A 25,091-nucleotide genomic window follows, 5' to 3' on the forward strand; every position below is an offset into this window, starting at 1 on the left:
GTGCACTGATGCCTAATGATCTTGAACGGTGATCGTCCACCGCCCACCGGCCGGGAACCCTCACCGGCCGCTGCCCCTGGGAACGGCTACCAACTCGCGGCTCTCATCGGGGCAACCGTTCGATGAATCCGCCGATCCCGGTTCCGCTATCTCCCATCTGTCCCGCTCTTCCTCTCCGTCCCGCCCTCCCCCTCCGCACCACTGCCGTCTTCCGCGGCACGGCTGCTTTCCGCCGCGGCACTCTTGCCCGTACGAACGTTTTTGTCCGCACGACCGTTCTTGTCCGAGGCCGCCTCGGATTCGTTCCCCTCGGCGCTCTCCGCCCCGCTGTCGCTCCCGGCGTTTTCCGCCCCGCTGTCGGTGCCGGCGCTTTCTGCCGCGTCCGGGCGGGCCGTCTTGGCCGTGTCGGCACTGCGCACGGGTCCGGACTTGGGCACCGAGCCCTTGGTGAATCCGATGTCCTGGTAGCGCGGTGCCGCGAATCCAAAGGCTCCGGCGTTACGGACGCTCGGCTTGGCGGCGACCAGTTCCGGGCGCTGATAGAGGGGGATGGATCCGGCCGCGGCCCAGATCCGGGCGTCGGCCCGGCGCATCAGATCGCGGGCGGCGTTCTCGTCCAGTTCGGCTGCCGCCTGGTCGAAGAGTTGGTCGATGTAGTCCGTACCGACGCGGGTGTAGTTCTGCTCCACCAGGAGCGAGCCGTCACTTGCGGGCTCGGGCTTCGCGTAGATGGGGCGGGCGTCAGTCGCCGGATAGGCGGTGGCGGGCCAGGAGTAGAGGGCCAGGTGGTAGTTGCCCGATGCGATGTGGTCCCGGAAGTAGCTCTCATCAGCGACCTTGATCACCTCGGTCTGGATGCCGATCCGGTCCAGCATCCGCGAAATCTTGTCACCGACCGAACGCAGTGCCTCCGAGCCGGGCCCCGAAGGAAGGACGAAGCGCAGCGAGAGCGCCTTGCCGTCCTTTCCGAGCCGCCCGCCCGCCGCGACCGGGGCAGCCGTGCCGGCGGGTGCGTACGCTCCCGCCTTACCGCCCTGTTTGCGCTGGTGGGCCTCTGCCGCGCCATCCGCTCGGCGCTGCATCGACAGGTCTTGGAAGTCGACCGGCGCGGGGGCGAGGATATGGGTACCGCCGGTACCCCCCGCTCCCGAGCTCTTGAGCGGACTGAACTTCTCATCGCCGACGATGTAGAGGCCCTCGTTGGAGGCGGCGTCCGCTGCGGTGTTCCTACCGTCCGCGTTCTTACCGTCGGTGCTCCTACCGCCTGCGTCCTTACCGTCCGCGTTCCTACCGTCTGTGCTCTTACCGTCCGCGCTCTTACCGGCCGTACCGTCGGACTTGTTCTTCGATCTACCGTCCGCCGTGCTGCCTGCCTTGGTCTTGCCGTCCGCTGCTCGCTTTCCAGCGGTGTTCTTGCCGTCGTCCGCCTCCCCGGTCCCCGAGGAGGCGGCCTCGGCAGGGTCGCCCGAGGTGGTGGTCCCGACCTCGCCGCCCGCCTTGGCGGGTTCCGGCTTCTTCAGAGCACCGCCGGGCACCCAACCAGCGTCAGCGAGCAGCGCCTGCGCCTCCTGGGTGTTCTGCTCACCGAGAGCGCCGCTGTTGTCCGTGTATGCGCGCTGCCCGGCCAGGGCGAGATGACTGCCTGGCGGGGTGGCCGGTAGCCCCAGCGGGCCCAGCACGGTCTTCGCGAGCTCCTTGCGGTCCAGTGCCCGGGCGACGGCCCGACGCACCCGGTCGTCGGCGAGCGGGCCTGTCTCACCGTTCAGCGCGAGCTGGGTGAAGGCCGGCTCAAGAGACTTGCGGACCACGTAGCCGGGCAGTCCTCGCTGCTCCACGGCGTAGACCTCGATCGCCCTGGCGGTCTGGGCGCGAGCGGCCTGTGCGGTCTCGGCCACCTCCTCATCGGAACCATGCGCCAGGGCCCAGGACAGCAGTGCGGAGGCCGGTGTGACCGCGGCCGCCGGGCCGTGTGTCATCAGATGGGCACTCTGTGCGATCGATGTGTCGGCGCCCTGAGCGGATTCGGCGCCTTGGGCGGGCTTGGGGGCCGGGTTTCCGTTCGGCCCCTTCTTGGGCTGCTGACCACCCGCGCCCTTGTCCCGCTTGGCCAGGGCGATCCGGTCCACCGTGGCCCGGTCGATCTCGGCGATGTCGACCTTCCGCGCGGCGAGTGCGGCGGCGCGCTTCCCACGCGGTACGGCAGTGAGCACCAGACGGTCCAACTTGGCCTGGTCACCCCACCAACGGGGGTTGCGTTCCAGGGTCGCGGTCCCTGCTTTACGGTCGATGGCGCCCAGCTGAAACGGTCCTGCGGTGGCTTTGAGCGTCTTGCGCGCCCCGTCGTTGAAGGCGTTGGGGCTCCCGGTCACCTCTTTGGGGTAGAGCGGGGTGAAGAGGGACTGCCAGTCCGCGTAGGGCTTCTTGAAGGTGACCTTGACCTCCAGGTCATTGGCACCCTTCTGAATCTCCTCGATCCGCTCATAGCCGGCATTGCGGGCGGTCCAGTACGCGGTGTCCCGACCGCTGAGCGCACGCCACTGCGCGGCGAAGTCAGGCGCGCCGATCTCCCGGCCGTCGCTCCAGACGGCCTTCTGGTTGAGCTTGTAGAGCACCACCTGCTTGGGCTCCCGCGCAACGATCTTCGCCGACTCCACATAGTCGGGGTTGCGCTGCGGACGGCCATTGCGATCGAGGGTGAACAGGGCGGGCAGCACGGCACCCGCGATCCGCGAGGTGCCGGCGTCCGCGTCCGCCTGGAAGGTGTTGAGGGTGGTGGGGACGGCCTCGATCGCCCAACGCAGGGACCCGCCGTGGCCGACGGCCTCCCGCTCGGCCGCCGCGATGTCCTGGGCCGCGGCCTTGCCCGTACCAGCGGAGTCGTCCGACGTGCATCCAGCCAGCACGGGGAGTACGAGAACACCGCTGGTCAGCAGCGCCAGGGAACGCGGCGCGCGGAAGGCTCCGCCGTAGCTCCGCGGGGCCTTGGCCGCCAGGGCCCGGACGCCTCTCCCGGCGGCTCTCCGGACCGCTTCGAAACCGGTCCGGACTCGCGCATCGCCCCTCTGGCCGCACGCATCGCCTCCCTGGCCGTCGGCCCCCGGGGCGCGGACGAGCCCGGTCTTCGCGGGAGCCTGGCTGACCTGAGGGGCACGACTCGCCCCGGGGGTCGGGGCGGTCTGGGAGGCAGGGGAGGTCCCGATGGCCCCGGAGGTCCTGGCGGCCAGGAAAGTCCAGGAGCGGGCCCTTCCGCTCGGCTCGTCGGCCTGGGGCATGGGCTTACCTCTTCATCCTGTTTCGCGGATTTTGGGATGATCACACCGATTCCGGCTCACTGAAGTGGACGGGGAGCGTCCAGGGGCGCAGACACGACGCTCCCGGCCCCAAAAGTCACCCGTGCGGCGCAACGGGTGTCCCTAGCGCAACAGAACAAATAGCAGGAAAACGGGGAGAATAGTCCGCAACCCATGAGGGGTGCGTCGACTGCGCTTGCGATGAGAGGCGATGAGAATCCCGCCCGTCCCCTTCCCAAGCGGGGGACGAAGCGCAACACTCGCAGGCGCATGAACGACGCCACCCGCACCCTGCGGAAGTGAGGGCAAGTCATGTCCCAGCAGGTCGATCTGACCACGATTCAGCAATGCCTCGACGAGCTGGTCCAGCGTGTCGAAAAGCTGGAACGAACCGTCGATCAGTTGAGTGGCGCGGGTGATCAGCGACGCGATTCAACGGCGGCCAGCGGGCAGCGGCCGCCGAACCGCGCCGAGCTGGTCACCATCCCCGATGTTCCGTACGACAACACGCTGTGGACAGACTCGGACGACGAGGGTCTGGGCGTCCGCGACAGGCGTGCTCCCTGATCCGGCCTGGCCGAAAGGCAGGCCCTAGGAGACCTCGTTGGCCACTGGTACCGAACCGACACAAGTCAATACCGGCGTTCGCGGCCCCACCCGCGCCACCATCGGCTCCCGCCATCTGCGGACCGACCGATGGTGGCTCGCACCGGCCCTGACCGCGGGCGGACTACTCGCCTTCATCATCTATTCGACGTGGCGGGCGTTCGCCAACGCGGACTACTACGCGGCGCCGTATGTCTCGCCGTTCTACTCGCCGTGCCTGGCGGAGAACTGCGAGCCGATGAAGGGCGGCCCCAACTGGGAGATCTTCGGCAGTTGGTGGGGCCTCTCCCCCGCCCTGCTGATCTTGATCTTCCCCTTGGGATTCCGGCTGACCTGCTACTACTACCGCAAGGCTTACTACCGGGGCTTCTGGGCCTCGCCGCCGGCCTGTGCGGTCGCCGAACCCCACAAGAAGTACTCCGGCGAGACCCGCTTCCCGCTGATCTTCCAGAACATGCACCGGTACTTCTTCTATGCGGCAATCCCGGTCGCCGGCATCCTCACCTATGACACGGTGCTCACCTTCCGCGACGAGAACTACGAATGGGGCCATATGGGCCTCGGCACTCTCGTCTTCCTGGTGAACATCGTGCTCATCTGGGCGTACACACTCTCCTGCCACTCCTGCCGGCACATCATCGGCGGCCGGTTGAAGCACTTCTCCAAGCATCCGGTGCGCTATCGCCTCTGGGGCTGGGTCGGCAAGCTGAACGATCGCCACATGCTGCTCGCCTGGGCATCGCTGATCAGCGTCGGACTCTCCGACTTCTACGTCTATCTGATCGCGTCCGGTGCCTTCGACGATCCGAGGTTGTTCTGAGATGACAGAGTTGGAACGACAGCAGTGGGACGTCGTGATCGTCGGCGCCGGCGGCGCCGGTCTGCGGGCCGCCATCGAAGCCCGGGAGAGGGGCGCCCGCACCGCGGTGATCTGCAAGTCCCTGTTCGGCAAGGCCCATACGGTGATGGCGGAGGGCGGTATCGCCGCCTCCATGGGCAACGTCAACTCCGGCGACAACTGGCAGGTGCACTTCCGCGACACCATGCGTGGCGGGAAGTTCCTCAACCAGTGGCGGATGGCCGAGCTGCACGCACAGGAAGCACCGGACCGGGTCTGGGAGTTGGAGACCTGGGGTGCGCTCTTCGACCGCACCCATGACGGAAAGATCTCCCAACGGAACTTCGGCGGACATGAATATCCCCGACTGGCCCATGTCGGCGACCGGACCGGCCTGGAGCTGATCCGTACCCTGCAACAGAAGATCGTCTCGCTCCAGCAGGAGGACAAGGCGGAGTTCGGGGATTACGAGGCCCGGTTGAAGGTCTTCCAGGAGTGCACGGTCACCCGGGTACTCAAGGACGGCAATCGGGTCTCGGGCACCTTCTGTTACGAGCGGGAGACCGGGCGCTTCTTCGTCCTGGAGGCCCCCTCGGTCGTCCTCGCCACGGGCGGGATCGGCAAGTCCTTCAAGGTGACCTCCAACTCCTGGGAGTACACCGGGGACGGGCAGGCGCTGGCGCTGCTCGCGGGTGCCCCGCTGCTCAATATGGAGTTTGTGCAGTTCCATCCGACCGGCATGGTCTGGCCGCCTTCGGTGAAGGGCATTCTCGTCACCGAATCGGTCCGCGGAGACGGCGGAGTGCTGCGCAACTCCGAGGGCAAGCGGTTTATGTTCAACTACATCCCCGATGTCTTCAAGGAGAAGTACGCGCAGACGGAGGAGGAGGGCGACCGCTGGTACGAGGATCCGGACAACAACCGACGTCCCCCCGAACTGCTGCCGCGCGATGAAGTAGCGCGTGCGATCAACTCCGAGGTGAAGGCGGGCCGCGGCTCGCCACACGGTGGAGTGTTCCTCGATGTGTCGACACGGATGCCAGCCGATGTCATCCGGCGCCGACTGCCCTCGATGTACCACCAGTTCAAAGAACTGGCGGATGTGGACATCACCGCCGAAGCCATGGAGGTGGGCCCGACCTGCCACTATGTGATGGGCGGGATCGCGGTGGAATCCGACAGCGCGGCGACGCTCGGGGTTCCGGGCCTGTTCGCGGCGGGCGAGGTCGCGGGTGGAATGCACGGGTCGAACCGATTGGGCGGCAACTCCCTCTCCGATCTGCTGGTCTTCGGCCGCCGGGCCGGGTGGCATGCCGCTGACTACGCGGCGGCGCTCACCCCCCGACCGTCGGTGGACGAGGGGCAGATCGACAGAGCGGCCGCGGAGGCCCTGCGTCCGTTCAGCGCCGTGGCGCAGGACGACGGAGCACAGCCGGAGAATCCGTACACCCTTCATCAAGAGCTCCAGCAGACGATGAACGACCTGGTCGGGATCATCCGACGCGGTGGTGAGATGGAGCAGGCGCTGGAACGGCTCGGCGGCCTACGCGCCCGCGCACAGCGCGCCGGGGTCGAAGGGCACCGGCAGTTCAACCCCGGCTGGCACCTCTCGCTCGATCTACGGAACATGCTGCTGGTCAGCGAGTGCATCGCGCGGGCGGCACTGGAGCGCACGGAGAGCCGCGGCGGCCACACCCGCGAGGACTGTCCGACGATGGAGCGTGAGTGGCGACCGGTGAATCTCCTGTGCCGGCTGGTGGATCCCACCGAGGGGCTGGCCGCGACCGATCCCCAGCGCGGCCAGATCGCGCTGGAACGCACGGCCACCGAGCCCATCCGTCCTGACCTACTCGCTCTCTTCGAGAAGGAAGAGTTGGTCAAGTACCTCGCCGAAGAGGAGCTGTACCAGTGAGTGCGACTGCTTCCACCCAGTACACAGCGCACTTCCGGGTGTGGCGGGGTGATCAGGACGGCGGGCAGTTGGAGGACTTCTCCGTCGAGGTCCACGAGGGAGAAGTGGTACTCGACATCATCCACAGGCTCCAGGCCACCCAGGTCTCCGACCTCGCGGTCCGCTGGAACTGCAAGGCCGGCAAGTGCGGGTCGTGCAGCGCCGAGATCAACGGCCGGCCTCGGTTGCTGTGTATGACACGGATGTCGATCTTCACCCGCGAGGAGACGATCACGGTGACGCCGCTGCGGGCTTTCCCCGTGGTGCGCGATCTGGTGACGGATGTGTCGTTCAACTACACCAAGGCACGGGAAGTACCGTCCTTTGTGCCGCCACCCGGGGTGGCGGCAGGTGAGTACCGGATGCAGCAGATGGATGTGGACCGCTCGCAGGAGTTCCGCAAGTGCATTGAGTGCTTCCTCTGCCAGGACACCTGCCATGTGGTGCGTGACCACGAGGAGAACAAGGAGGCCTTCGCCGGGCCGCGCTTCTTGATGCGGGTGGCGGAGCTGGACATGCATCCGCTGGACGCGGCCGCAGAGACCGGGCTCGACCGCAAGAAGACGGCGCAGGACGAGCATGGCCTCGGCTACTGCAACATCACCAAGTGCTGTACCGAGGTCTGCCCCGAGGGGATCAAGATCACGGACAATGCGCTCATCCCGCTGAAGGAGCGGGCGGTGGACCGGAAGTACGACCCGCTGGTGTGGCTCGGCAGCAAGATCGGCCGGCGGGGAGGCGGCGGCCAGGACTGACGATGTGACCGGGGCCCGCGAGCGCGACCGCGCCGGGCCCCGGGGCCGACCGGCAGCCCACCGCGCCGAGGTCGGGTCCGCACAAGGCCGGACCGGGGCAGGGCGGCTGCTTCGGTTCCGGGGAACCGGCCCGGTACCGCCCGGCCTCGGCCGCCCCGGTAAAGCATCTGCTGACAGCGGCTGCCGGCCAAGGGGCGATACCCGGGATCGCATCGGCTGACGGCCGCGAGGGGGGCCATCCAGGCATAACGGTGTGAGCCACCGGACGGCCCTCGTACTCAGGGTTGCCCCGGGCGGATGTAACGGTGCGCGCTGCGGGCGCTCGGCGCCCCGGCCGGCCTGCCGCTGCGCGGTGGATCGGTCCTTGGCGCCCAGGCGGACGATCCAGGCCCGGACCGCGCGCCGCGCGAGCGCGTAGAGCTGTGCCTTCACTGATTTCCCCCGTCAGTGGATCCTTGGCACCCCACGTTAGACACGACCACTGACATCGGTGCTCATGGGCGAGCCCCCTCGGTCATCGCCCCCGCGCTGACCAGGGGGTCGGCCCACCCACGCCCCGTCGCGCCGGGCACCGGGGAAGCTACCAGGAGCACCCCTCCCACGGGTTCCGCGAACAGCGGCCTCCTCATACGGCCGGTGTCCGGTCGCGCCGACCAACAAGCGGACATAGCCTCCCAAACGTGACACGAATAGCCACCCGGGTTCTGCTGGCCGTACTGGTGGCGGCGTGGTGGCTGATCGTGCCCGCCGTTCCCGTCGCCGTCGCCGATGATCCCGCCGCCCTCTCCCGCGAAGGACAGATCACCGACCGGGTGGATGCCCTGGGTGATCGACGTCCACAGGTCGCTCAAGCGCTTGACCGGCTCTTCGCCCAGGAGCAGCTCCAGCTCTTCGTCGTCTACGTAGGGGACTTCTCCGGCCGTTCGGCACAGGAGTGGGCTGACGCCACCGCACAGCGCAACGGCCTGGGTCAGAGCGATGCGCTGCTGGCCGTGGCCACGCGTGATCGGCAGTACGCGTACTGGGTGGCTGCCAGCTCACCCATGACCGATGCCCAACTCGCGCAGGTCGCGGGAGTGGCCATCGAGCCCGCACTGCGGCAGAGCGACTGGGCCGGTGCCGCGATCGGGGCGGCCACTGGCTATACAGCCGTACTGAGCGGTCGCCCGGTCCCGACGCCTGCCATCACCCCCGGGGATCCCGACCCGGGCGGATCGTCCGCCGGAACGGGAGCCGGTGATCTGGTACTCCCGATCGCGCTGATCGGTGGCGCCGGCGCGATCGGCGCGTACGCCCTGACGAAGCGGAGAAGGCGCACGGCCACACGGACGACCCCGCAGAGTGGACGGGAAGGCTGGAGCAGCAACATCACGCCTCCGCCGAAACCGCTGCCCGAGCTGGATCAGGAAGCCAGGCAAGCGCTTGTCGAGACCGACGACGCCGTACGCACCAGTCAGGAAGAGCTGGGGTTCGCGGTGGCCCAGTTCGGTGATGCGGCGGCCCAACCGTTCCAGGAGGCCCTCGCGTACGCCAAGGATGAGCTGACCGCGGCCTTCCGGTTGCGCCAGCAACTCGACGACGCTCATCCGGAGGACGACGAGACCCGTCGACGGATGCTTGACCAGATCATCGCGCGCTGTGCGGACGCCAATCGGCGACTGGACGCCGAATCGGAGGACTTCGATCGGCTGCGTGCCCTGGAGCACAACGCTCCGCAGGCGATCGCCAGCGCCGAAGCCTCCTTCAGCGATCTCGACGGGCGCGTCATCACGACGGAGGCGACTCTGTCGGTGCTGCGTCAGCGGTACGCGCCATCGGCATCCGCCCCGGTCGATGCCGACGCGGAGCAGGCGAGGGAGCGACTCCTCTTCGCCCGGGCGGGCCTTGAACGCGCCCGTACCGCGATGGAGGCGGGCGACAACGGCACTGCCGCCGTGCAGGTGCGAGCGGTGGAGAGCGCGCTGGATCAGGCGGACCGGTTGATGGCCGCGGTCGACCGGCGCGCCCAGGAACTCGCTGAGGCGGCCGGGAAGCTGCCGGGTGCGCTCACCGAGACCGACAGCGATCTGGCCGAGGCCGGCGGACTGCTGAAGGGGACGACCGCGGGTGTGCCGACGGCGACGCTTCAGGGGCGGATCGCCCGGGCGGAGTCGGTGGCTGCAGAGGTACGTGCCCAGATGACGGCGGGGCCCTACGACCCGATCGACGCGCTGCGACGGGTCGAGGAGGCGGATGCGGCCCTCGACGAGTCACTGGCCGGGGCACGGGAGAACGAGCAGGGCACCCGACGGGCAAGGGCGCTCCTGGACCAGGCGACGCTGGCTGCCCGGTCTTCGATCGGCGCGGCGGTCGACTACGTCACGACGCATCGCGGGGCGGTGGGCAGCGAGGCGAGGACCCGGCTGGCGGAGGCTCAGCGAAGGCTGAAGCGCTCGGGCGAACTGGCGGGGGCGAACGCTGGGGTGGGCGGCCCGGTGAGTGGCGGTGCCGAGGGCGGCGGTGTCGGGGGCGGGCCGCAGGCGGCGCTCGCCGAAGTCCAGCAGGCGGACGTACTGGCGCGGCAGGCGCAGAGCCTGGCCGAAGCCGATGTACGCGGGTTCGGGAACCAGTTCGGGCCGAGCGGTGTACCAGGAGCAGGAAGTCCGGGAGGTGGGCTCGGGGGCGCGGTGCTCGGCGGGATCATCCTCGGCGGGTTGTTCGGCGGGGGAAGGGGTGGAAGCCATGGTGGGGGTTTCGGCGGCGGCTTCGGCGGCGGTCCGGGGAGCTTCGGCGGTGGGGGTACGCGCGGTCGGATGGGTGGTGGTCGGTTCTGACACTCTCCGCCGTGCGGGCGTCCCGGCTCTTGCTGCCGGTTCCGTCATCACGAACGCTGCCCTGCTCGACTCCGTTCTCAGCCGTTTCAGTCGTTTCAGTCATTTCAGCGGCGGGCGTGGGTGGCAGCGCGTTCCCGAAGATCGACATCGCAACAGCCATCGATCCCCTGGCCGCCGGAGGGGCCCCCTGCTGGGTGGCGGCCTGTTCGGCAACCCGGGCAACAGCCCGTACGGCAAGCCAGGAAGCCGCCGCTGGCGCGTGACCAGCGGCCCCCACAAGGAGAAGCGCCATGACCAAACAGACCATCCTCGGCCGGGTCTCGCAGTTGGCCAGAGCCAACATCAATGCCCTGCTCGACGAGGCGGAAGATCCGCAGAAGATGCTCGACCAGCTGATCAGGGACTATACGAGCAACATCAGCGAGGCGGAGCAGGCGGTGGCGGGCACGATTGGCAATCTGCGGCTGATGGAGCAGGACCACCAGGAAGATGTTGGCGCTGCCCGGGAGTGGGGCGGCAAGGCACTGGCCGCCAGCAAGAAGGCCGACGGGTTGAGGACCGCCGGACAGAGCGCGGACGCGGACAAGTTCGACAATCTCGCCAAGGTGGCACTTCAACGGCAGCTGCAGTCCGAGAAGGAGGCGCGGACAGCGGAACCGACCATCGCGTCCCAGACGGAAGTGGTCGAGAAGCTGAAGAGCGGGCTCGACCAGATGAAGATCAAGCTCACCGAGCTCCAGGCGAAGCGCGACGAACTGGTGGCCCGTTCCCGTACCGCTTACGCGCAGAACCAGATGACGGACTCACTGAAGAGCATCAATGTGCTCGATCCGGCCAGCGAGATATCGCGGTTCGAGGACAAGGTGCGCCGAGAGGAGGCAAAGGCCATGGGGAAGCAGGAACTGGCGGCCTCTTCGCTGGATGCGCAGTTCGAGCAGTTGGACAGCCTCGGCGACACGGCGGAGGTCGAGGCCAGGCTCGCCGCCCTGAAGGCCGCGTCCTAGCGGTCCGCCTCCCCCTGTCCTGGCGTCTGAGCTGTGATCTGCGCGTGGGTGCCCGGGCGCACGCGCCTCGCCACGGCGGCGGCGTCCTCGCCCGTCCTGTGGGTGTGGGATCGGGCGCCGCGGCTCGTTCCATGGGGCTGCTGGGTCGTGCTTCAGAACATGCTCAACAGCTGCTCCACCGTGGGTTCGGCGGGCGAGCCGCCGTCAGGAAGGGCGAGTTCGAACCACACGGTCTTGCCGCGCGGGGTTCGGCGCGAGCCCCAACCAGCGCTCAGCATGCCGACCAGTTGGAGCCCCCTACCGCCTTCGTCGGTGTCGCGCGCTCGTCGGCGGCGCGGCTGGACCAGTCCCGAATCCCACACCTCGCAGACCAGAGTGCGATCGCGCAGCAACCGCAGCCGAATCTCGCCCTCGCCGTACCGCAGGGCATTGGTGACAAGTTCGCTCACCAAGAGCTCCACGGTGTCAACCAGGGCGCCGAGGTCCCAGGAGAGCAACTGCGCGCGGGTGAGTTCGCGGGCACGGCCCACCGAACGCGGCTCACGGGGCAGCAGCCAGTCACCGACCGCTTCGGCGGGCAGTCCTTGGACCTTGGCCATCAGCAGGGCGATGTCATCCTCACCATGCCGGGTGTCGAGCGTGTTCAGCACATGGTCGCAGACGTCCTCCAACGATTTGGAGAGATGGGCGGCTGGCGCGGCCGGCGGGGAGCGGTGCCCCGGCGCGGGTCGGGAGGGGTCGGTGAGGGCAGTGCGCAAGGCCAGCAGCCCATCGTCGAGCGGCTGAACCCGCGATTCGACGAGCCCGTCGGTGTAGAGCGCGAGCAGTGCCCCCTCGGGGAGTTCGACTTCCACCTCTTCGAAGGGTTCGCCACCGACGCCGAGCGGCATCCCGGGGGGCACATCGAGCAGCAGGGCCTCTTCACCGGGCTCGACCAGGATCGGCGGCAGATGCCCGGCGTTGGCGAAGGTGCAGCGTCGGGTGACCGGGTCATAGACGGCGTAGACACACGTTGCGAGATAGACCTCGGAGAGGTCAGCCTCACGCGACTTATGAGCTACCCGAGCGGACTGCTGTGCCCCAGTGGGGCTGCCAAGGCCGCGTGCGACCTCATCGAGCGCGGACAGTACCTCGGCCGGTTCCAGATCGAGCAGTGCCAGCGTCCTGACCGCGGTGCGCAACTCGCCCATGGCCACGGCTGCCCGCAGACCACGGCCCATCACATCGCCCACGACGAGCGCGGTGCGGTGGCCGGGCAGTTCGATGACGTCGAACCAGTCGCCGCCCACCTCGGTCGCGGTGTTGCCCGGGAGGTAGCGGCAGGCGATGTCGAGCCCGGCGGCCTCGGGGTCGCCCGGCGGGAGGAGGCTGCGCTGGAGGATGAGTGCTCGCTCGTGTTCCCGACGGTAGAGCCGGGCATTGTCGATACAGACCGCGGCGCGGGCGGCCAGTTCGGTGGCGAGCGATCGGTCCCGCTCCCCGAAGGGCTCGCTTCCCTTGGCCCGGGAGAACTGCACCAGTCCAACGACCGTGTCGTGGGCCATCATCGGCACCGCGAGGGTGGATTGGACGAGGCTGCCGTCCTCGCCGGGTATCAACTGGACGCGCGCGGTGCGCAGGGCATTGGCGCAGGGAGAGTTGAAGGTGTAGCGGTGCACCTCGCCGACGGAGGTGGGGGTGTTGCCCCGGGAGCCGCATCCCGGGGTCGTGATCAGCGGGGCGTCGGAGACGGCGCTCGCGAAGGCGACCCGGCGCAGTGCGGCGGTGCCTGCTCCCGTGCCCTCGGCCCGAGGGGCGTCCCAGCGTCCGGGGGGAGACTCCTCACCGGTGAGCAGGCCTTGGTAGAGATCGACGGAGGCGAGGTCACAGAAGCCAGGGACCGCGACGTCGAGGAGTTCGCGTGCGGTGGTCTCCAAATCGAGCGAGTTGCCTATGCGTGCGCTCGCCTCGTTGAGGAGGGCGAGGTTGCGACGGGCGCTCGCTGCCTCACGGGCGGCAACGTTGCGGCGTGTGACATCGGTACCGATTCCGGCTACGCCGACGGGACGCCCGGAACCGCTGTGGACCCGGTAGAGGTTGATGGACCAGTGCCTGCGGTCGTTGCTGTTGGGCACCGAGCCGACGAGTTGGAGGTCGATCGCCGACTCGCCGGTCTCCAGGACGCGGCGCAGCGCTGCTGCCATCCGGTCCGCCTCGGGGCGAGAGAGGTAGTCGTAGACCGTCCTTCCCCGATGGTCCTCGGCAGTGCCGCCGAAAAGGATGGCGAGGCGCTGATTGGCCCGCTGAACCCTGAGGTCAGTGCCAAAGAGAAGAAACCCAAACGGGGATTGGCCGAAAATGGCCTGCGAAGCGGCAAGGTCGGTTTCGATCCGGCGCAGCGCGCGGACGTCCACGACGATACAGAGAGCCGCCCGGGCGCCGGTCTCCGTCTCGCTCGGCATCACATAGATCTCGGCAACCCCATGGGCTCCGCCCGCTCCTGGCAATCGGAAGGGGACGAGCCCGGTCCACTCCTTGCCGTCAAGGATCTCCAACACCTGGCGCCGGCCGCGTGGACGCAGCTCCGCCGGGATGAAGACCTCGATCGGGTCCTTGCCTCTGACCTCGGCAGCTGTGACGCCAAAGAGCTCGACCGCACGCTGACTCCACTGGTCGATCAGACCATCAGGCCCAATCGAGAAGGAGGCAGCCTTGATGTAGTCATAGATCGAGCCAGGCGGGCTGCTCTGCCATACGACATCGCCTGTCGTCCCGGATATCTCGCTCACGCGACCGTCCCCTCCAGCTCACCGCACCGGACCGGCCATGACCGCAGTATTCAGCACTACGGCTCTGACGCACACGGCGTTCACGATCACAGCACGGTCTCGTTCATTTTGCGCCGAACGAGCTGTGATCGTTGTCCCTTCACACTTTTAACCAGTCAGTGCCAGCTCGAACCACACGGTCTTACCCCCAGTGTCCCGCCTAGTCCCCCATCGCCGGGTAGAGCGCGCGACAAGTTGCAGCCCACGCCCGCCTTCGTCATCGGGCGACGCGGCCCTTTCCGTAGGAGGATCTGGCAGCGGATCGGACACCTCAACGAGGAGGAAGGGAGCGCTCTCAGTCGGTTCCCGATGTATGAGACGAACGCCGATGGGGCCCGAGGCATAGCGCAAGGAGTTGGTCACCAGCTCGCTGACCAGCAGTACGGTCACATCACGAACGCCCGGATCCAGGCCCCAGGTCCGCAGGGTGTCACGTACGACATGGCGAGCGGCGCGTACGGCATTGGCCTCGGCGGGGAAGGTCCACTCGGCGCGTGTTCCGTCGATGTCGATCACGCCGCTCACTTCCCGGATCAGCAGCAGACCCGCATCCCTTACAGGGGGGTCAATCAGCACATACCCGATATTTGGGGCACGGTATCGCGATCGAACCGGCAAGCAGCTGGCCGTTGGCGCAAACGGCGTACGGGGAGATGGGGCCGCCTTTCGCCGGCTCGGACACCGGTCTGCGGGACTGAGCCACTCTCACCTGTGGGTGCTTGCGGGGGATGGACAGGCAGCGCACCCGCTAGCTCGGGTGGGCCGGCCCACCCATTTGGGCTGCGTCCCGTCGGGGCCATCCAGCCCAACCCGCCACTCAACCCAGCACTCAAGCCGTCACTCAAGCGCCGCCCAAACCGCCGCTCAAGCCGCCGCCCAAACTGCCACTCAACCCAGCACTCAACCCGGCACTCAAACCATCATCCGGTACAGCAGCCCACCCGCCGTCCGACCGTCCGGAGAGAGCCGGGAGCCGGTAACCGCGGAGCCGAGTACCCAGCAGCCGGCTCTCGGTTGGGGCCGGGCCACCCGCGGCGGGGCGCTCCTCACCGTCTTTCGCCTGGCACCACGCTTCCACCGCCCACGCATCACCTACACAGCCCAGAAGCAGACATGACTGCGCATGCCTTCGCCCTCAGAGCCGTTCGCCAGACGGTTCGGCCAAGGACGGAGGCACCTCACGGCCCACCGGTCCCGGGACACACATCCCAGACCGCCCCGCCTTGGGCCGGTACCGGTACCCACGCGCCCACCCCTCAACTGAGGGGGTCACCCGAACCCGACGCTCACAGCACCCGACCCTCACAGCACCCGTCACCGGCCGCCCCGAACTCCCACCGACCGGAACGCTCGCCCACACGAACGACCAGACGACCGAACGCCCACGGCCGATGGCGCCCCTCACTGCACTGCTCACTTCTCCGGTTGCCAGGCACCGCGAAGCAGCCGGGCAGCTTCGGCCACCGCGGGGCGGTCCTGGTCAAGCCAGTCCACGGTGTCGGTCTCATCGGGCGTGAGCCAGCGCAGGGCGTCATGGTCTTCCAGTGGCTGAGGCTCACCTGCGACGAGTCGGGCCGTCCACACCTGCAGCACATATCCAGGCTTGAGCGGCCACTCACCGGGGATCCGCGCCAAGGGCTCCGCCTCGACACCCAGTTCTTCACGCAGCTCACGGACGAGAGCGTCCTCGGGACGCTCCCCCGGCTCCAGTTTGCCGCCCGGCAGTTCCCATCGGCCGGCCAGTTCCTCAGGTGCGCTACGACGGGCCGCCAGCAACCGCCCGCGGTCATAGAGGGCTCCGGCCACCACCACGCGATCAGTCATATGCGCGAGCGTACTGCGCCGGATTCCACGGCCTGCTCGAATACGACGGCCGTCCCAGGGAAGGCCCGCGAGGCGCTCACTCAAGAAACCCACGAAGGAGCTGCCCATGGAGCCGCCAGGTGCCCTCTCTGGAAGCTGAGCCGCACCCGCCGTATCGGGCACCGACGCACCGGGCTGAGGATATGTTCGAGCGAACGGTCCGCCGGTGTTCACTTCAGCACTCCGCTCAGAGGGTGGTGCGCCCAATGCGCTCGACCCAGTAGAGCTGTTTGTTCCCCTTGCGGTCGAGTGAAGTGACCATCCGCTGAGCCTCGTCCTCGGTGGCGTACCGACCGACGCGATAGCGATTGCCGTTGTCGTCCTGGCGTATGACGAGCCAGGGGAGCACAGCGCTGGTGTCACTCATCGCACCCCTCCATCAGTTGATCCATCTGACCGTAAAAATCGCCAGGAAACCGCAGTGCGCATATGCCCGAGCCTACGCCTGACCTTCACTCAGCGGATACGGGTTTACACAAAGAGACAGGAATCAGGGGGCGTAAACCTGAGAATGCGCCCCATGAAGCCGACTCGGACCCCACCTTGCCCTCCCGATCTCTTCGACCGCACCTACTTCGGCACTTTTCCCGTGGCCGCCCCTCGCCCACGAAGGCCGGCACCCGCAAGCAACCGGCAATCCACCCGGGCCGGCGCCCATCCGGGCAGGCATCCACACATCTGACGCCCCATCGACACCGCCACCCGCCATCGACCGAAGGCGCCAGCCACCGAAGACTCACGCCGCCGAAGACTCCGTCCACGGGTGAGGACGCCATCGCCAGAGCCGTGATTGACCAGAACACAGCACCGCAGTTCAGCAGAAGGGGGTCACCGCACACATCGCGCGCGGCGCTCCGGGCTCACTTCACCGGGAGGTGGTAGGCAACCCGGAACCGATCCGCGAGGACGACAACATCCGCGGTCTCAACCGCTCGCCCGGATGCGTAGTACGTACGCTCCACCACCATCACCACATGCCCGGGTACCCCCCCAAGCGCCAAGAGCTCTTCCGCCAACCCCGGTCGAGCGCCGACCTCCTCCGAGACGTTGTCCACGATGACGTCGATGGCCGCCATCCGCTCGACCACACCACGCCCACCCAGCGGGCCCTCCTCGGGCAGCATCACCGGTGTCCGGCCGGTGACCGACAGCGGTTCCCACGAGGTGGAGAGCATCGTGGCTTCTCCACCGTCCCGAAAGACATAGCGCGTCCGCATCACCCGCGCCCCGATCTCAACATCGAGCCGGGCAGCGATCTCCGCGCTCGCCGCCTCCTGCTCGCTACGTGACGCCCAGGTGCTGCGGGCACCCTGCTCCGCCTGCTCCTGGCGGAAGAGGTTGGCGCCGGACGAAGGGCGGTAGCCCGAACGGGAGATACGCCGTGGGACCGGGCGCTCCCGGACATAGGTGCCAGACCCCGAGCGCCCCTCGACCAGACCTTCGGCCATCAGGACCTTGCGCGCTTCCAGCGCGACCGTGTCCGAGACTCCGTACTCCTCACGGATTCGAGCCTGTGAGGGAAGACGGGTGTGCGGCGGCAGAGAACCCTCGACGATCTTCTGTCGAAGGTCGCCGGCAACGCGCAGATAGGCGGGCTGCTCACCGAATGTCACTGACCACTCCCCTCGTCCTGACAGACAGCAACAGGGTGGCAACGCCAGGTTGTTGCCCGCAACTGTGGGCCAGAGTTTCACTCGAAGTGATGACTTGGGCCCCTACGCCCGATTCCCATGCGCCTCAGCCGTCACGTATCGCGGATACGGCCGATCCTCCATTACCAAACCATTGACCTTATTGGTACAGACCAATACCGTCCTGAGCTGCACGACGCCCGTTCACGGAGATGTCCCGGCGCACGACCACGTCGAGACACACACAGGAATGAGTAACATGCGTCGAAGAACCCTTGTTCGTACGGCAGTTGCCGTCTGCTCGCTCTCCCTGGTCGCGACCGTCGCCCCCGCGGCAACAGCCGACCCGGCAGGTACGGCCGCCACCTCACGAGTAGCCGCCCTGGCCTCCCAAGGTGACGATGACGACGACAAGCGCTCGTACAAGCGCATCGGCTACTTCACTCAGTGGGGTATCTACGGTCGCAATTTCCAGGTCAAAGACATGGACAAGACCGGTCAGGCAGCCAAGCTCACCCATATCAACTACGCCTTCGGCAATGTCAGCCCCGACGGCAAGTGCTACATACCGAACGTGCCCGGCGAGGGTGACTCCTGGGCCGACTACGTACGCCCGGTGGATGCGGCCAACTCCGTCGACGGTGTCGCGGACGACTGGACCCAGCCGCTCGCTGGAAACTTCAACCAGCTGGCTGAGCTGAAGGCCAAGCACCCCGGTCTGAAGGCACTGATCTCGCTCGGCGGCTGGAGCTGGTCCACCCACTTCTCCAACGCGGTCCTCACCCCCGAGTCCCGCAAGGCGTTCGTCTCCTCCTGCATCGACCTCTACATCAAGGGCAATCTGCCCGTGGACGGCACGCGCGGCGGAGTCGGCGCGGCGGCCGGGGTCTTCGACGGCATCGACCTCGACTGGGAGTGGCCCGCCTCGTCGGGCGACGCCGACACCCCGTACCGCCCCGAGGACAAGAAGAACTTCACCGCCGTGGTGAAGGAGTTCCGCAACCAGCTCGACGCCTACGCCAAGAGCGAGGCCCAGCGGAAGGGCAAGAAGGCCAAGCACTACGACCTCTCGGCCTTTGTCCCGACCGCCACTCCCAAGATCGACGCGGGCTTCGAGGTCCGCAAGATCATGCGTGACCTGGACTGGGTCAACCTCCAGGGCTACGACTTCCATGTCTCGGGCGAGGCAAACACCAACCAGCAGTCCGCGCTGAGGGCGAAGAACGACTGGAGCGTCGACCAGACGGTAAACGACTGGCTGGATCGCGGCGCACCCGCCCGCAAGCTGGTGATGGGTATGCCCTTCTACGGTCAGGGCTGGACCGGGGTGACCGGCGGCGGTGATGGCCTGAACCAGCCGGCGGCCCGTCCCGCGCCGGCGACATACCAGGCAGGTTACGAGGACTACAAGGCCCTCAAGAAGCTCGCCGATTCGGGAACGTACAAGGTCCACCGCGACAAGAAGAACGGGCACGCCTGGCTCTTCGACGGCACCACCCTGTGGACGTACGACGACCCGCAGGTGCTGCGCGCCAAGACCGAGTACATCCGTGAGGAGGGTCTCGGCGGAGCCATGATCTGGTCCCTCGACGGCGACACCGCGGATGGCGAGCTGATGGGCGCCATCGACCGCGGGCTCAAGCGCCGCTGACGATACGCGCTCCCCGGACGGTGTCCGGGGAGCGACCGGAACGAGGTCGGTGTTCCAGGCTGTCGACGGCCTTGGAGCACCGGCCTCTTCCGTACGCCGTCATCCGTCGGGGCCGTGTCCGCACCCACCTGCGCACCCACCTCCGTATGCACGTCCGCGGAGGCAGACCGTCCGCCGCACTGGAGGACAACCCGTTGACGCGCCGTGAGCAACCACCCACGAGGCGGACTCCGCTGAGGCACCGGGAGGAGTGCTCCGCACGGCAACCTGCACGGGACGGGAGCACGCCCCCGCAGATCGTGTCCGCCGAGTCGGCCATTGACCGCGCCCAGGGGATACATCCCTCGTGACGCGGTTCCGGCCGCCGTCACCACTAGAGGGAACTGTCGTCCTCGGTCTCATCGATCGGCGGTACGGTGGTCAGGCCGATGGCGTCCCGGATGGCGATCTCCGTCTTCTCCCTGAGCGCGTTGTCACCCACTTGGGTGTGCTCCCAGAAACTCTCCTCATTCTTGGCCAGAGCCGCCTTCTCCCAATGGGTGCCGGCTCGTTCGAATTCCTGCGCGCGCCGGATCGCGGCGCCGGACACGCTCGGCGGCCAGTCGTACTGACGCAGGGCCCGCGCCTGAGCGGTGAAGGCGCCGGCCATCTTCCCCGCCCACTGCTGATGCGCCCGCACCTCCTGGGCGAACTCGGCATCCGGCATCAGATAGTGGGCTTGCAGTACCGCGCCTTCGGCCCGGAGATAGGCCTGCTGGTGAGGATCGAGAACCGAGGCGTCACGGCGTACGGAACCCAACGTCGTCTCGCCCTTCGCGGTGGCGAAACCGCAAGTGATCTTTCTGTCGCCAAGACGCCAACTCTCCCGAGTGGGAAGGTAGTAGTAATAGTCCATATTGCCCGGGACCTCCCAGTGGTCCATGGCGTAGTCGTCATTGATCTCCTGGCAGCTCTTCTCCGCCAGGGTCTCCAGTCGACGGGCACCGGGGAAGCCATCGAACCCCGTGATCTTGAGATCACCCGCGATCTCAGCCTGGTGTTCGCCGTCGCAGTCCACCGCCTCGACGGCTTCGGTCTCCTTCTCCTCGCTCGCGCCCCGGCCCGGCAGGTTGAAGCAGTCGCCCGCGCGAAGATCCAGGGTGCTACGGGAACGGGACGTCTCATCCATCTCGTCCTTGAACCCCTCCCAGGCACTGCCCAGAAATCCGGTCACCAGCAGAGTGAGGGTCAAGAGGGTGCTGAGGGCCGAGAGAATCGTGCCGGCTATCGCCATGCCCTTCCCGCGCTCACCCCTACGGCGAATCTGCGACAGGGAGATCAGCCCGAAGATCAGACCGAGCGGTGGCACACAACAGACGATGCCACTCACCAGGGAGACGATGGAAAGCCCGTTCACCGGGGGGGTCGGCGGCACCATGGGTACGGTCGGGAATGATGGGTACGGCTGATTCGGCTGGTACGCCGGGTGTGGCTGCTGCGCTGGGGGCGGCTGGTGCGGCTGCTGTCCGCCCTGCTGCGATGGGTCCACGGAACGGCGCTCCTCGTCGGAAATGAAGTGGGCCAGGGGTAGGCCGAAATCGTATAGACCGACCAATAGTCCACTCCGCGCCGGGTCCGGCACCGGAAGGGGGCGGTCGCCATGGCGACCGCCCCCACCCTGAGCAGTAACTGCACTTCCCTACAGCAGTTCTGATACTGCGTTGTCAGCGCGCCGCGGCATAGGGATCAGAAGCCGCATGGGGATCAGAACTGGAGAGCCCAGGAGTCGATCTTGCCGACATCCTGCGCGGCGTTGTCGCTGACCCGTAGCTTCCAGGTTCCGTTGGCGACCTCCGACGATGCGTTCACCGAGTAGGTGGTGTTGACGTTGTCGGTGCTGCCGCCCGCCCCGTACGCCTTGAGGTTGTAGACGGTTCCGTCCGGCGCCACGAGATCGATCCGCAGGTCACCGATGTAGGTGTGCTTGATGTCAACCGGCACGCTGAGCGCCGCCGGAGCGTTCCCGGCGACCGCGCTCACCGTGACGGGGGACTCGGCGGTGGCGTTGTCGTTGATCGCGTAGTCGGTGAGGTTCTCGAACCTCTTGCCCGGCGGGTTGGTGTTGCCGGTGCCGACGTAGAGCAGCCGGTTCGGGGATCCCGTACCCGGCGAGCCGACCACGGAGGGGGTCGCGGCCGTGGTCAGGGCCGTGGAGACCTGCGCGGGGGTCGCATTGGGGTTGGCCGCGAGGTAGAGGGCGGCAGCACCGGCGACATGCGGGGCCGCCATCGACGTACCGGAGATGGTGTTGGTTGCCGCGTCGCCGGTGTGCCAGGCGGAGGTGATGGACGAGCCGGGAGCGAAGATGTCCAGCACGGTGCCGAAGTTGGAGAAGCTGGAGCGGGCGTCGGTGTTGGTCGTGGAGCCGACGGTGATGGCCTCGGTGACCCGTGCGGGTGAGTAGTTGACGGCGTTGGCGTTGGAGTTGCCGGCGGCGATCGCATAGGTGACGCCGGAGGCGATGGAGTTCCGTACGGCCGCATCGAGTGTGGCGTCGGCGCCGCCACCGAGACTGAGGTTGGCGACGGCCGGCTTGACCGCGTTCTGGGTCACCCAGTCGATGCCGGCGACAACGCCCGCGGTCGTACCCGAACCGGCGTTGTTGAGGACCCGGACACCGACGATCTTCGCCTTCTTGGCGACGCCATGGGCGGTTCCGGCGACCGTTCCGGCGACATGGGTACCGTGCCCGTTGCCGTCCTGGGCGACGTTGTCATTGTCGACGGCGTCATAGCCGTCGCTGGCCCGACCGCCGAAGTCACCGTGCGATATCCGTACACCGGTGTCGATGATGTAGGCGGTCACCCCCTCGCCCGCGGTGTCGGGGTAGGTGTAGCTGGCGTCGAGGGGGAGCCCGCGCTGGTCGATCCGGTCCAAGCCCCAGGACGGCGGGTTGGGCTGGGTGGCGGCCACCGTGAAGACGCGGTTCTGCGCGACGGACGCGACCGCGGGGTCCGCGGCGAACTTCTTGGCCTGGGCCTCGGAGATCTGGACGGCGTATCCGTTCAACGCCTCGTGGTACGTCTGCCGGATCTTCGCACCGTACTCGGCTGCGAGGGCCTTGCCTGCCGGGGACGCGGCATCGGCGGCGGAGTCGCGCAGGGTGACGATGTAGCTGTCCTTGATGACGCCGGGGGCGCCCGCGTTCTGGATGGTCCCTTCCGGTGCTCGCTCAGCTCCGGTGGCGGCGGTTGCCGGCAGAGCGGAGACGGCGCCGAAGGCGAGTGCGGCAACTGCGATGGCACTGATCGCAGTAAGTCTTCGACGCGGGGTGCGCGGCACTGACATGTGAGGGGTCCTCCTCAGTAGTGGCACAGAACATGAGCGTAGTCAGGTGCATGACAACAGACTCCTGGCAATGCGCGGCGAGTTCGCCATGTACATGCCCTGCCGTCGAGCGAAAGATTGGCCGATCCATAGGAATCCCACAAGGGTGCGGACGACGATGTAACACGTGCGCCACACATGTCACTGGGCGTTAACGGCGCCTGGACAACCTCGGACAGGGCACTGGAGCCTCGCCGATCCCCCGCCCTGCCCGACCGGGCGCGAGTGACCGCCCCCTTCCAGATGAACCCTGCCGACCTGCGTCGATGGGCGTTCCCGCCGCCCTTCGCGCAAGCCCCAGAGGTCCGCCGAGCCCCGCACATGGGCGGACGCCCGACTTCCTCTCGCGAAGACTCATCGAGGGCAGCAAGATTCTGTTGTGGACAGAACGACGGTGATCAATCTGAAGGGCCATCGGGGAGACCCCGAATATGCCGATGTGGTGTACGTGGGCCGGCCCATGCATCGCGGCGGTTGGCATCTCGACGGCTCCCCGCTCGCGAGCCCCTACCGCCCCGGCGCGGACGGCACCCGCGAGGAGGTCGTCGAGAAGTACCGCGCCCATCTACTGGCCCACCCAGAACTGCTCGCCCTCCTCCCCGAGCTGCGCGGGCAGCGGCTGGGCTGCTGGTGCGTCCCGGAGAAATGCCATGCGGAGGTCATCGCCGAACTGGCGGACGCGGGGGCGGGAACCGATACGGGGACGGATATCGGTGGAGCGTGAAGGCGGAGGCGTTCATGGGTGGTACGGAAAGGCGAATCGTCGCGCCCACCGTCTCCACGCCCACACGTACGCCACCATCACCCGCACCGCGCCAGGCCCGTCACAGTCCTCAACACTCAAGGCGCAAATCGCTCATAGAACCTGAGTGTGGACTCACACAAACCCGAGCCCGCTGCCGTGAGTCCGCTCTCGCGCGGCGAGGGTCCAGTACACCCAGGAGTCATCCGCCTGCGGGTTGACGATGACCCGTCGTGTACGCGATCAATTCGTGGGAATCCTCTGCCACGGCTGCGGCCCGATCGCACTGCCCAACTCCCTCGCCTCGTCTGCCATCCGCCGCCTACCGCTGCCAGGCGATCAGCAAATCGCCTGGACCATAGGCGGCACCAAGCCCTGGACAGTCGACCCCGCTGCGCGAGACCGCCAGGACTGGAACAGGTTCGCCGGTGAGGGCGGCCCGGTGTCGATGGAGAGCTGCCAGGTCGTGCCGGTCGAAGGGCGACCGTTCCAGCCACTTGATGGAGCCGACAAAGAGGAGTTCCTTGGCGATGGGGGAGCGGTCCGCCCCGACGATGTCGATCTCGACGTCGTTGGTACGGGTCCAGTAACCGCCCACCGCGGGGGCCGCAGGCAGCCTGCCATCGGGCAGTATCCGCGCCAGGGCCTCGCGGACAAGGGGCTCGATGGCTCGGCCGCGCCAGCTGGTCCAGTTCTCCCGGATGCGCGCCAAGGTGAGATCGCCCCGCCCCCGCTCGATCTCCTCCATGGACGGGCCGAGCAGGTGCAGCCAGAACCGCAGGTAGGGATCGGCCACCCGGTAGCGGCGATCCTTCGAGGCACGCAGCGATACGGGCAGCTCCGCTGCGACGATCCGCTTGCCCGTAAGCAGCTCCAGGGCTCTCTGCAGGGGCGTGGCCCCGATTCCGCCGGCCGCCCGGGCGATGTTGGTGAAGGTCCGCTCGCCACTGCCGATAGCCGCCAGCACCGTACGCGCCTGGGCCTGCGGAGGGAATTCGGCAGCCAGCGAGCGCTCGGCCGACACCAGCAGGGCCGAGACCGGGTCACTCAGTGCCTCGTCGAGGAAGTCCCACAGCCCTGCGCCTCGCGGCCACTCCGCGCAGATCAGCGGCAACCCACCGGTGACCAGTGCGGCATCGAAGGCTTCCGCCGGTTCCAACCCGAGCATCTCCCCCACCTCGGCGGGGTTCAGCGGCCCCAGCACCATCTCCCGGCCGCGCTGATGGAAGGGGCGCCCGTAGCTGTTCAAGGCCTCCATCATCGACAGATCGGAGCCGATGAGGACCAGCAGCACCGGCTTGGTCTCCAGTACCCGATCCCAGGCCCGTTGCAGCATCCCCTCAAAGGCGCCATCGGCGTCCATCAGGTAGGGCGCCTCGTCGATGACCAGCACGCTCGCCCGGTCGGCGGGCAGCGCCGCGGCCAGCACGTCGAACGCGGCGTCCCAGCTCTCCGGCCGGGCAGCGGCCACGAGCCGCGCCATCGGCAGCGTCGATGCTCGGGCGTCCCGGGCGAGCCGTGCGAGGTCACCGCCAGGGGACGCACCAGTGGCCGCGTAGAACAGGAACGGGGCCCCGGAGCGCTCCGCGAACCGCTCGACCAGGCGCGACTTACCCACCCGGCGCCGCCCACGCAACATCACGCATCGTCCGGGCCGCTCCCCACCAGCCCCTGCCGCCACCTTCTGCAGTTCTCGCTCCAATGCCGCCAGCTCCTGCCGACGACCTACGAAGTCCGCCATGACCACCAACCTCCGCGCATGACACTAACAAGA

General features: G+C 67.7%; 17 protein-coding genes. 8 read left to right on the top strand and 9 right to left on the bottom strand.

Annotation, left to right across the window (positions count from 1 at the left end):
• Positions 1-146: 146 nt before the first annotated feature.
• Positions 147-3,272 carry an ABC transporter family substrate-binding protein gene (locus NBG84_RS12530; protein ID WP_250919457.1) on the bottom strand — a complete coding sequence of 1,042 codons (3,126 nt, stop codon included), beginning with the start codon at positions 3,270-3,272 and terminating at the stop codon, positions 147-149.
• A gap of 330 nt (positions 3,273-3,602) precedes the next feature.
• Between NBG84_RS12530 and NBG84_RS12535 the strand changes: the two genes are divergently transcribed.
• The 6 genes from NBG84_RS12535 to NBG84_RS12560 all read left to right on the top strand — a co-directional run bounded on the left by NBG84_RS12535 (position 3,603) and on the right by NBG84_RS12560 (position 11,257).
• Positions 3,603-3,857, top strand: coding sequence for a hypothetical protein (locus NBG84_RS12535; RefSeq protein ID WP_250919458.1), 255 nt, complete (start codon positions 3,603-3,605; stop codon positions 3,855-3,857).
• 37 nt (positions 3,858-3,894) lie between these two features.
• Positions 3,895-4,716 (top strand): hypothetical protein, encoded by an 822-nt coding sequence (locus NBG84_RS12540; RefSeq protein WP_250919459.1) that lies wholly within the window; start codon positions 3,895-3,897, stop codon positions 4,714-4,716.
• A gap of 1 nt (position 4,717) precedes the next feature.
• Positions 4,718-6,646 (top strand): fumarate reductase/succinate dehydrogenase flavoprotein subunit, encoded by a 1,929-nt coding sequence (locus tag NBG84_RS12545; protein ID WP_250919460.1) that lies wholly within the window; start codon positions 4,718-4,720, stop codon positions 6,644-6,646.
• Positions 6,643-7,440: a succinate dehydrogenase/fumarate reductase iron-sulfur subunit gene (locus NBG84_RS12550; protein ID WP_250919461.1), complete on the top strand. Its 798-nt coding sequence runs from the start codon at positions 6,643-6,645 to the stop codon at positions 7,438-7,440. The genes NBG84_RS12545 and NBG84_RS12550 overlap by 4 nt, the downstream gene beginning before the upstream one ends.
• A 680-nt stretch (positions 7,441-8,120) precedes the next feature.
• On the top strand, positions 8,121-10,253 hold the full coding sequence (locus NBG84_RS12555; protein ID WP_250919462.1) for a TPM domain-containing protein: 2,133 nt from the start codon (positions 8,121-8,123) through the stop codon (positions 10,251-10,253).
• A gap of 290 nt (positions 10,254-10,543) precedes the next feature.
• Complete coding sequence (locus NBG84_RS12560; protein ID WP_250919463.1) at positions 10,544-11,257, top strand: PspA/IM30 family protein; 714 nt, start codon at positions 10,544-10,546, stop codon at positions 11,255-11,257.
• Between the two features lie 152 nt (positions 11,258-11,409).
• Here NBG84_RS12560 and NBG84_RS12565 read toward each other — a convergent pair whose 3' ends face one another.
• The 5 genes from NBG84_RS12565 to NBG84_RS12585 form a co-directional block, all read right to left on the bottom strand.
• On the bottom strand, positions 11,410-14,025 hold the full coding sequence (locus NBG84_RS12565) for a SpoIIE family protein phosphatase (RefSeq protein ID WP_250919464.1): 2,616 nt from the start codon (positions 14,023-14,025) through the stop codon (positions 11,410-11,412).
• A gap of 147 nt (positions 14,026-14,172) precedes the next feature.
• Complete coding sequence (locus tag NBG84_RS12570; protein WP_250919750.1) at positions 14,173-14,589, bottom strand: ATP-binding protein; 417 nt, start codon at positions 14,587-14,589, stop codon at positions 14,173-14,175.
• Between the two features lie 888 nt (positions 14,590-15,477).
• Positions 15,478-15,888 (bottom strand): (deoxy)nucleoside triphosphate pyrophosphohydrolase, encoded by a 411-nt coding sequence (locus tag NBG84_RS12575; RefSeq protein WP_250919465.1) that lies wholly within the window; start codon positions 15,886-15,888, stop codon positions 15,478-15,480.
• Between the two features lie 226 nt (positions 15,889-16,114).
• Positions 16,115-16,294 (bottom strand): SPOR domain-containing protein, encoded by a 180-nt coding sequence (locus tag NBG84_RS12580; protein WP_250919466.1) that lies wholly within the window; start codon positions 16,292-16,294, stop codon positions 16,115-16,117.
• A 493-nt stretch (positions 16,295-16,787) separates the two neighbouring features.
• Positions 16,788-17,540, bottom strand: a complete 753-nt coding sequence (locus NBG84_RS12585) for a GntR family transcriptional regulator (protein ID WP_250919467.1) — start codon at positions 17,538-17,540, stop codon at positions 16,788-16,790.
• Between the two features lie 277 nt (positions 17,541-17,817).
• Between NBG84_RS12585 and NBG84_RS12590 the strand changes: the two genes are divergently transcribed.
• On the top strand, positions 17,818-19,209 hold the full coding sequence (locus NBG84_RS12590) for a glycoside hydrolase family 18 protein (protein WP_250919468.1): 1,392 nt from the start codon (positions 17,818-17,820) through the stop codon (positions 19,207-19,209).
• Positions 19,210-19,582: 373 nt separating this feature from the next.
• Here the strand turns inward: NBG84_RS12590 and NBG84_RS12595 are convergent, their stop codons facing one another.
• A complete protein-coding gene (locus NBG84_RS12595; RefSeq protein WP_285366653.1) occupies positions 19,583-20,626 on the bottom strand; it encodes a DUF4190 domain-containing protein in 1,044 nt (347 codons plus the stop codon).
• 326 nt (positions 20,627-20,952) lie between these two features.
• Positions 20,953-22,536: a S8 family peptidase gene (locus tag NBG84_RS12600; RefSeq protein WP_250919470.1), complete on the bottom strand. Its 1,584-nt coding sequence runs from the start codon at positions 22,534-22,536 to the stop codon at positions 20,953-20,955.
• A 418-nt stretch (positions 22,537-22,954) separates the two neighbouring features.
• Between NBG84_RS12600 and NBG84_RS12605 the strand changes: the two genes are divergently transcribed.
• On the top strand, positions 22,955-23,299 hold the full coding sequence (locus NBG84_RS12605) for a DUF4326 domain-containing protein (protein WP_250919471.1): 345 nt from the start codon (positions 22,955-22,957) through the stop codon (positions 23,297-23,299).
• A 340-nt stretch (positions 23,300-23,639) separates the two neighbouring features.
• Here NBG84_RS12605 and NBG84_RS12610 read toward each other — a convergent pair whose 3' ends face one another.
• Entirely contained in the window at positions 23,640-25,058 is a 1,419-nt protein-coding gene (locus NBG84_RS12610; RefSeq protein ID WP_250919472.1) for a DUF234 domain-containing protein, read from the bottom strand.
• Positions 25,059-25,091 lie beyond the last annotated feature (33 nt).

It is taken from the genome of Streptomyces albipurpureus (genome assembly GCF_023701525.1).
Taxonomy (GTDB): domain Bacteria; phylum Actinomycetota; class Actinomycetes; order Streptomycetales; family Streptomycetaceae; genus Streptomyces; species Streptomyces albipurpureus.

Excerpts from the sequence above, each read along its gene's own strand:
- NBG84_RS12530 (WP_250919457.1), bottom strand. The coding sequence starts at position 3,272 with ATGCCCCAGGCCGACGAGCCGAGCGGAAGGGCCCGCTCCTGGACTTTC.
- NBG84_RS12535 (WP_250919458.1), top strand. The coding sequence starts at position 3,603 with ATGTCCCAGCAGGTCGATCTGACCACGATTCAGCAATGCCTCGACGAG.
- NBG84_RS12545 (WP_250919460.1), top strand. The coding sequence starts at position 4,718 with ATGACAGAGTTGGAACGACAGCAGTGGGACGTCGTGATCGTCGGCGCC.
- NBG84_RS12560 (WP_250919463.1), top strand. The coding sequence starts at position 10,544 with ATGACCAAACAGACCATCCTCGGCCGGGTCTCGCAGTTGGCCAGAGCC.
- NBG84_RS12575 (WP_250919465.1), bottom strand. The coding sequence starts at position 15,888 with ATGACTGATCGCGTGGTGGTGGCCGGAGCCCTCTATGACCGCGGGCGG.
- NBG84_RS12580 (WP_250919466.1), bottom strand. The coding sequence starts at position 16,294 with ATGAGTGACACCAGCGCTGTGCTCCCCTGGCTCGTCATACGCCAGGAC.
- NBG84_RS12590 (WP_250919468.1), top strand. The coding sequence starts at position 17,818 with ATGCGTCGAAGAACCCTTGTTCGTACGGCAGTTGCCGTCTGCTCGCTC.
- NBG84_RS12595 (WP_285366653.1), bottom strand. The coding sequence starts at position 20,626 with ATGGTGCCGCCGACCCCCCCGGTGAACGGGCTTTCCATCGTCTCCCTG.
- NBG84_RS12600 (WP_250919470.1), bottom strand. The coding sequence starts at position 22,536 with ATGTCAGTGCCGCGCACCCCGCGTCGAAGACTTACTGCGATCAGTGCC.
- NBG84_RS12610 (WP_250919472.1), bottom strand. The coding sequence starts at position 25,058 with ATGGCGGACTTCGTAGGTCGTCGGCAGGAGCTGGCGGCATTGGAGCGA.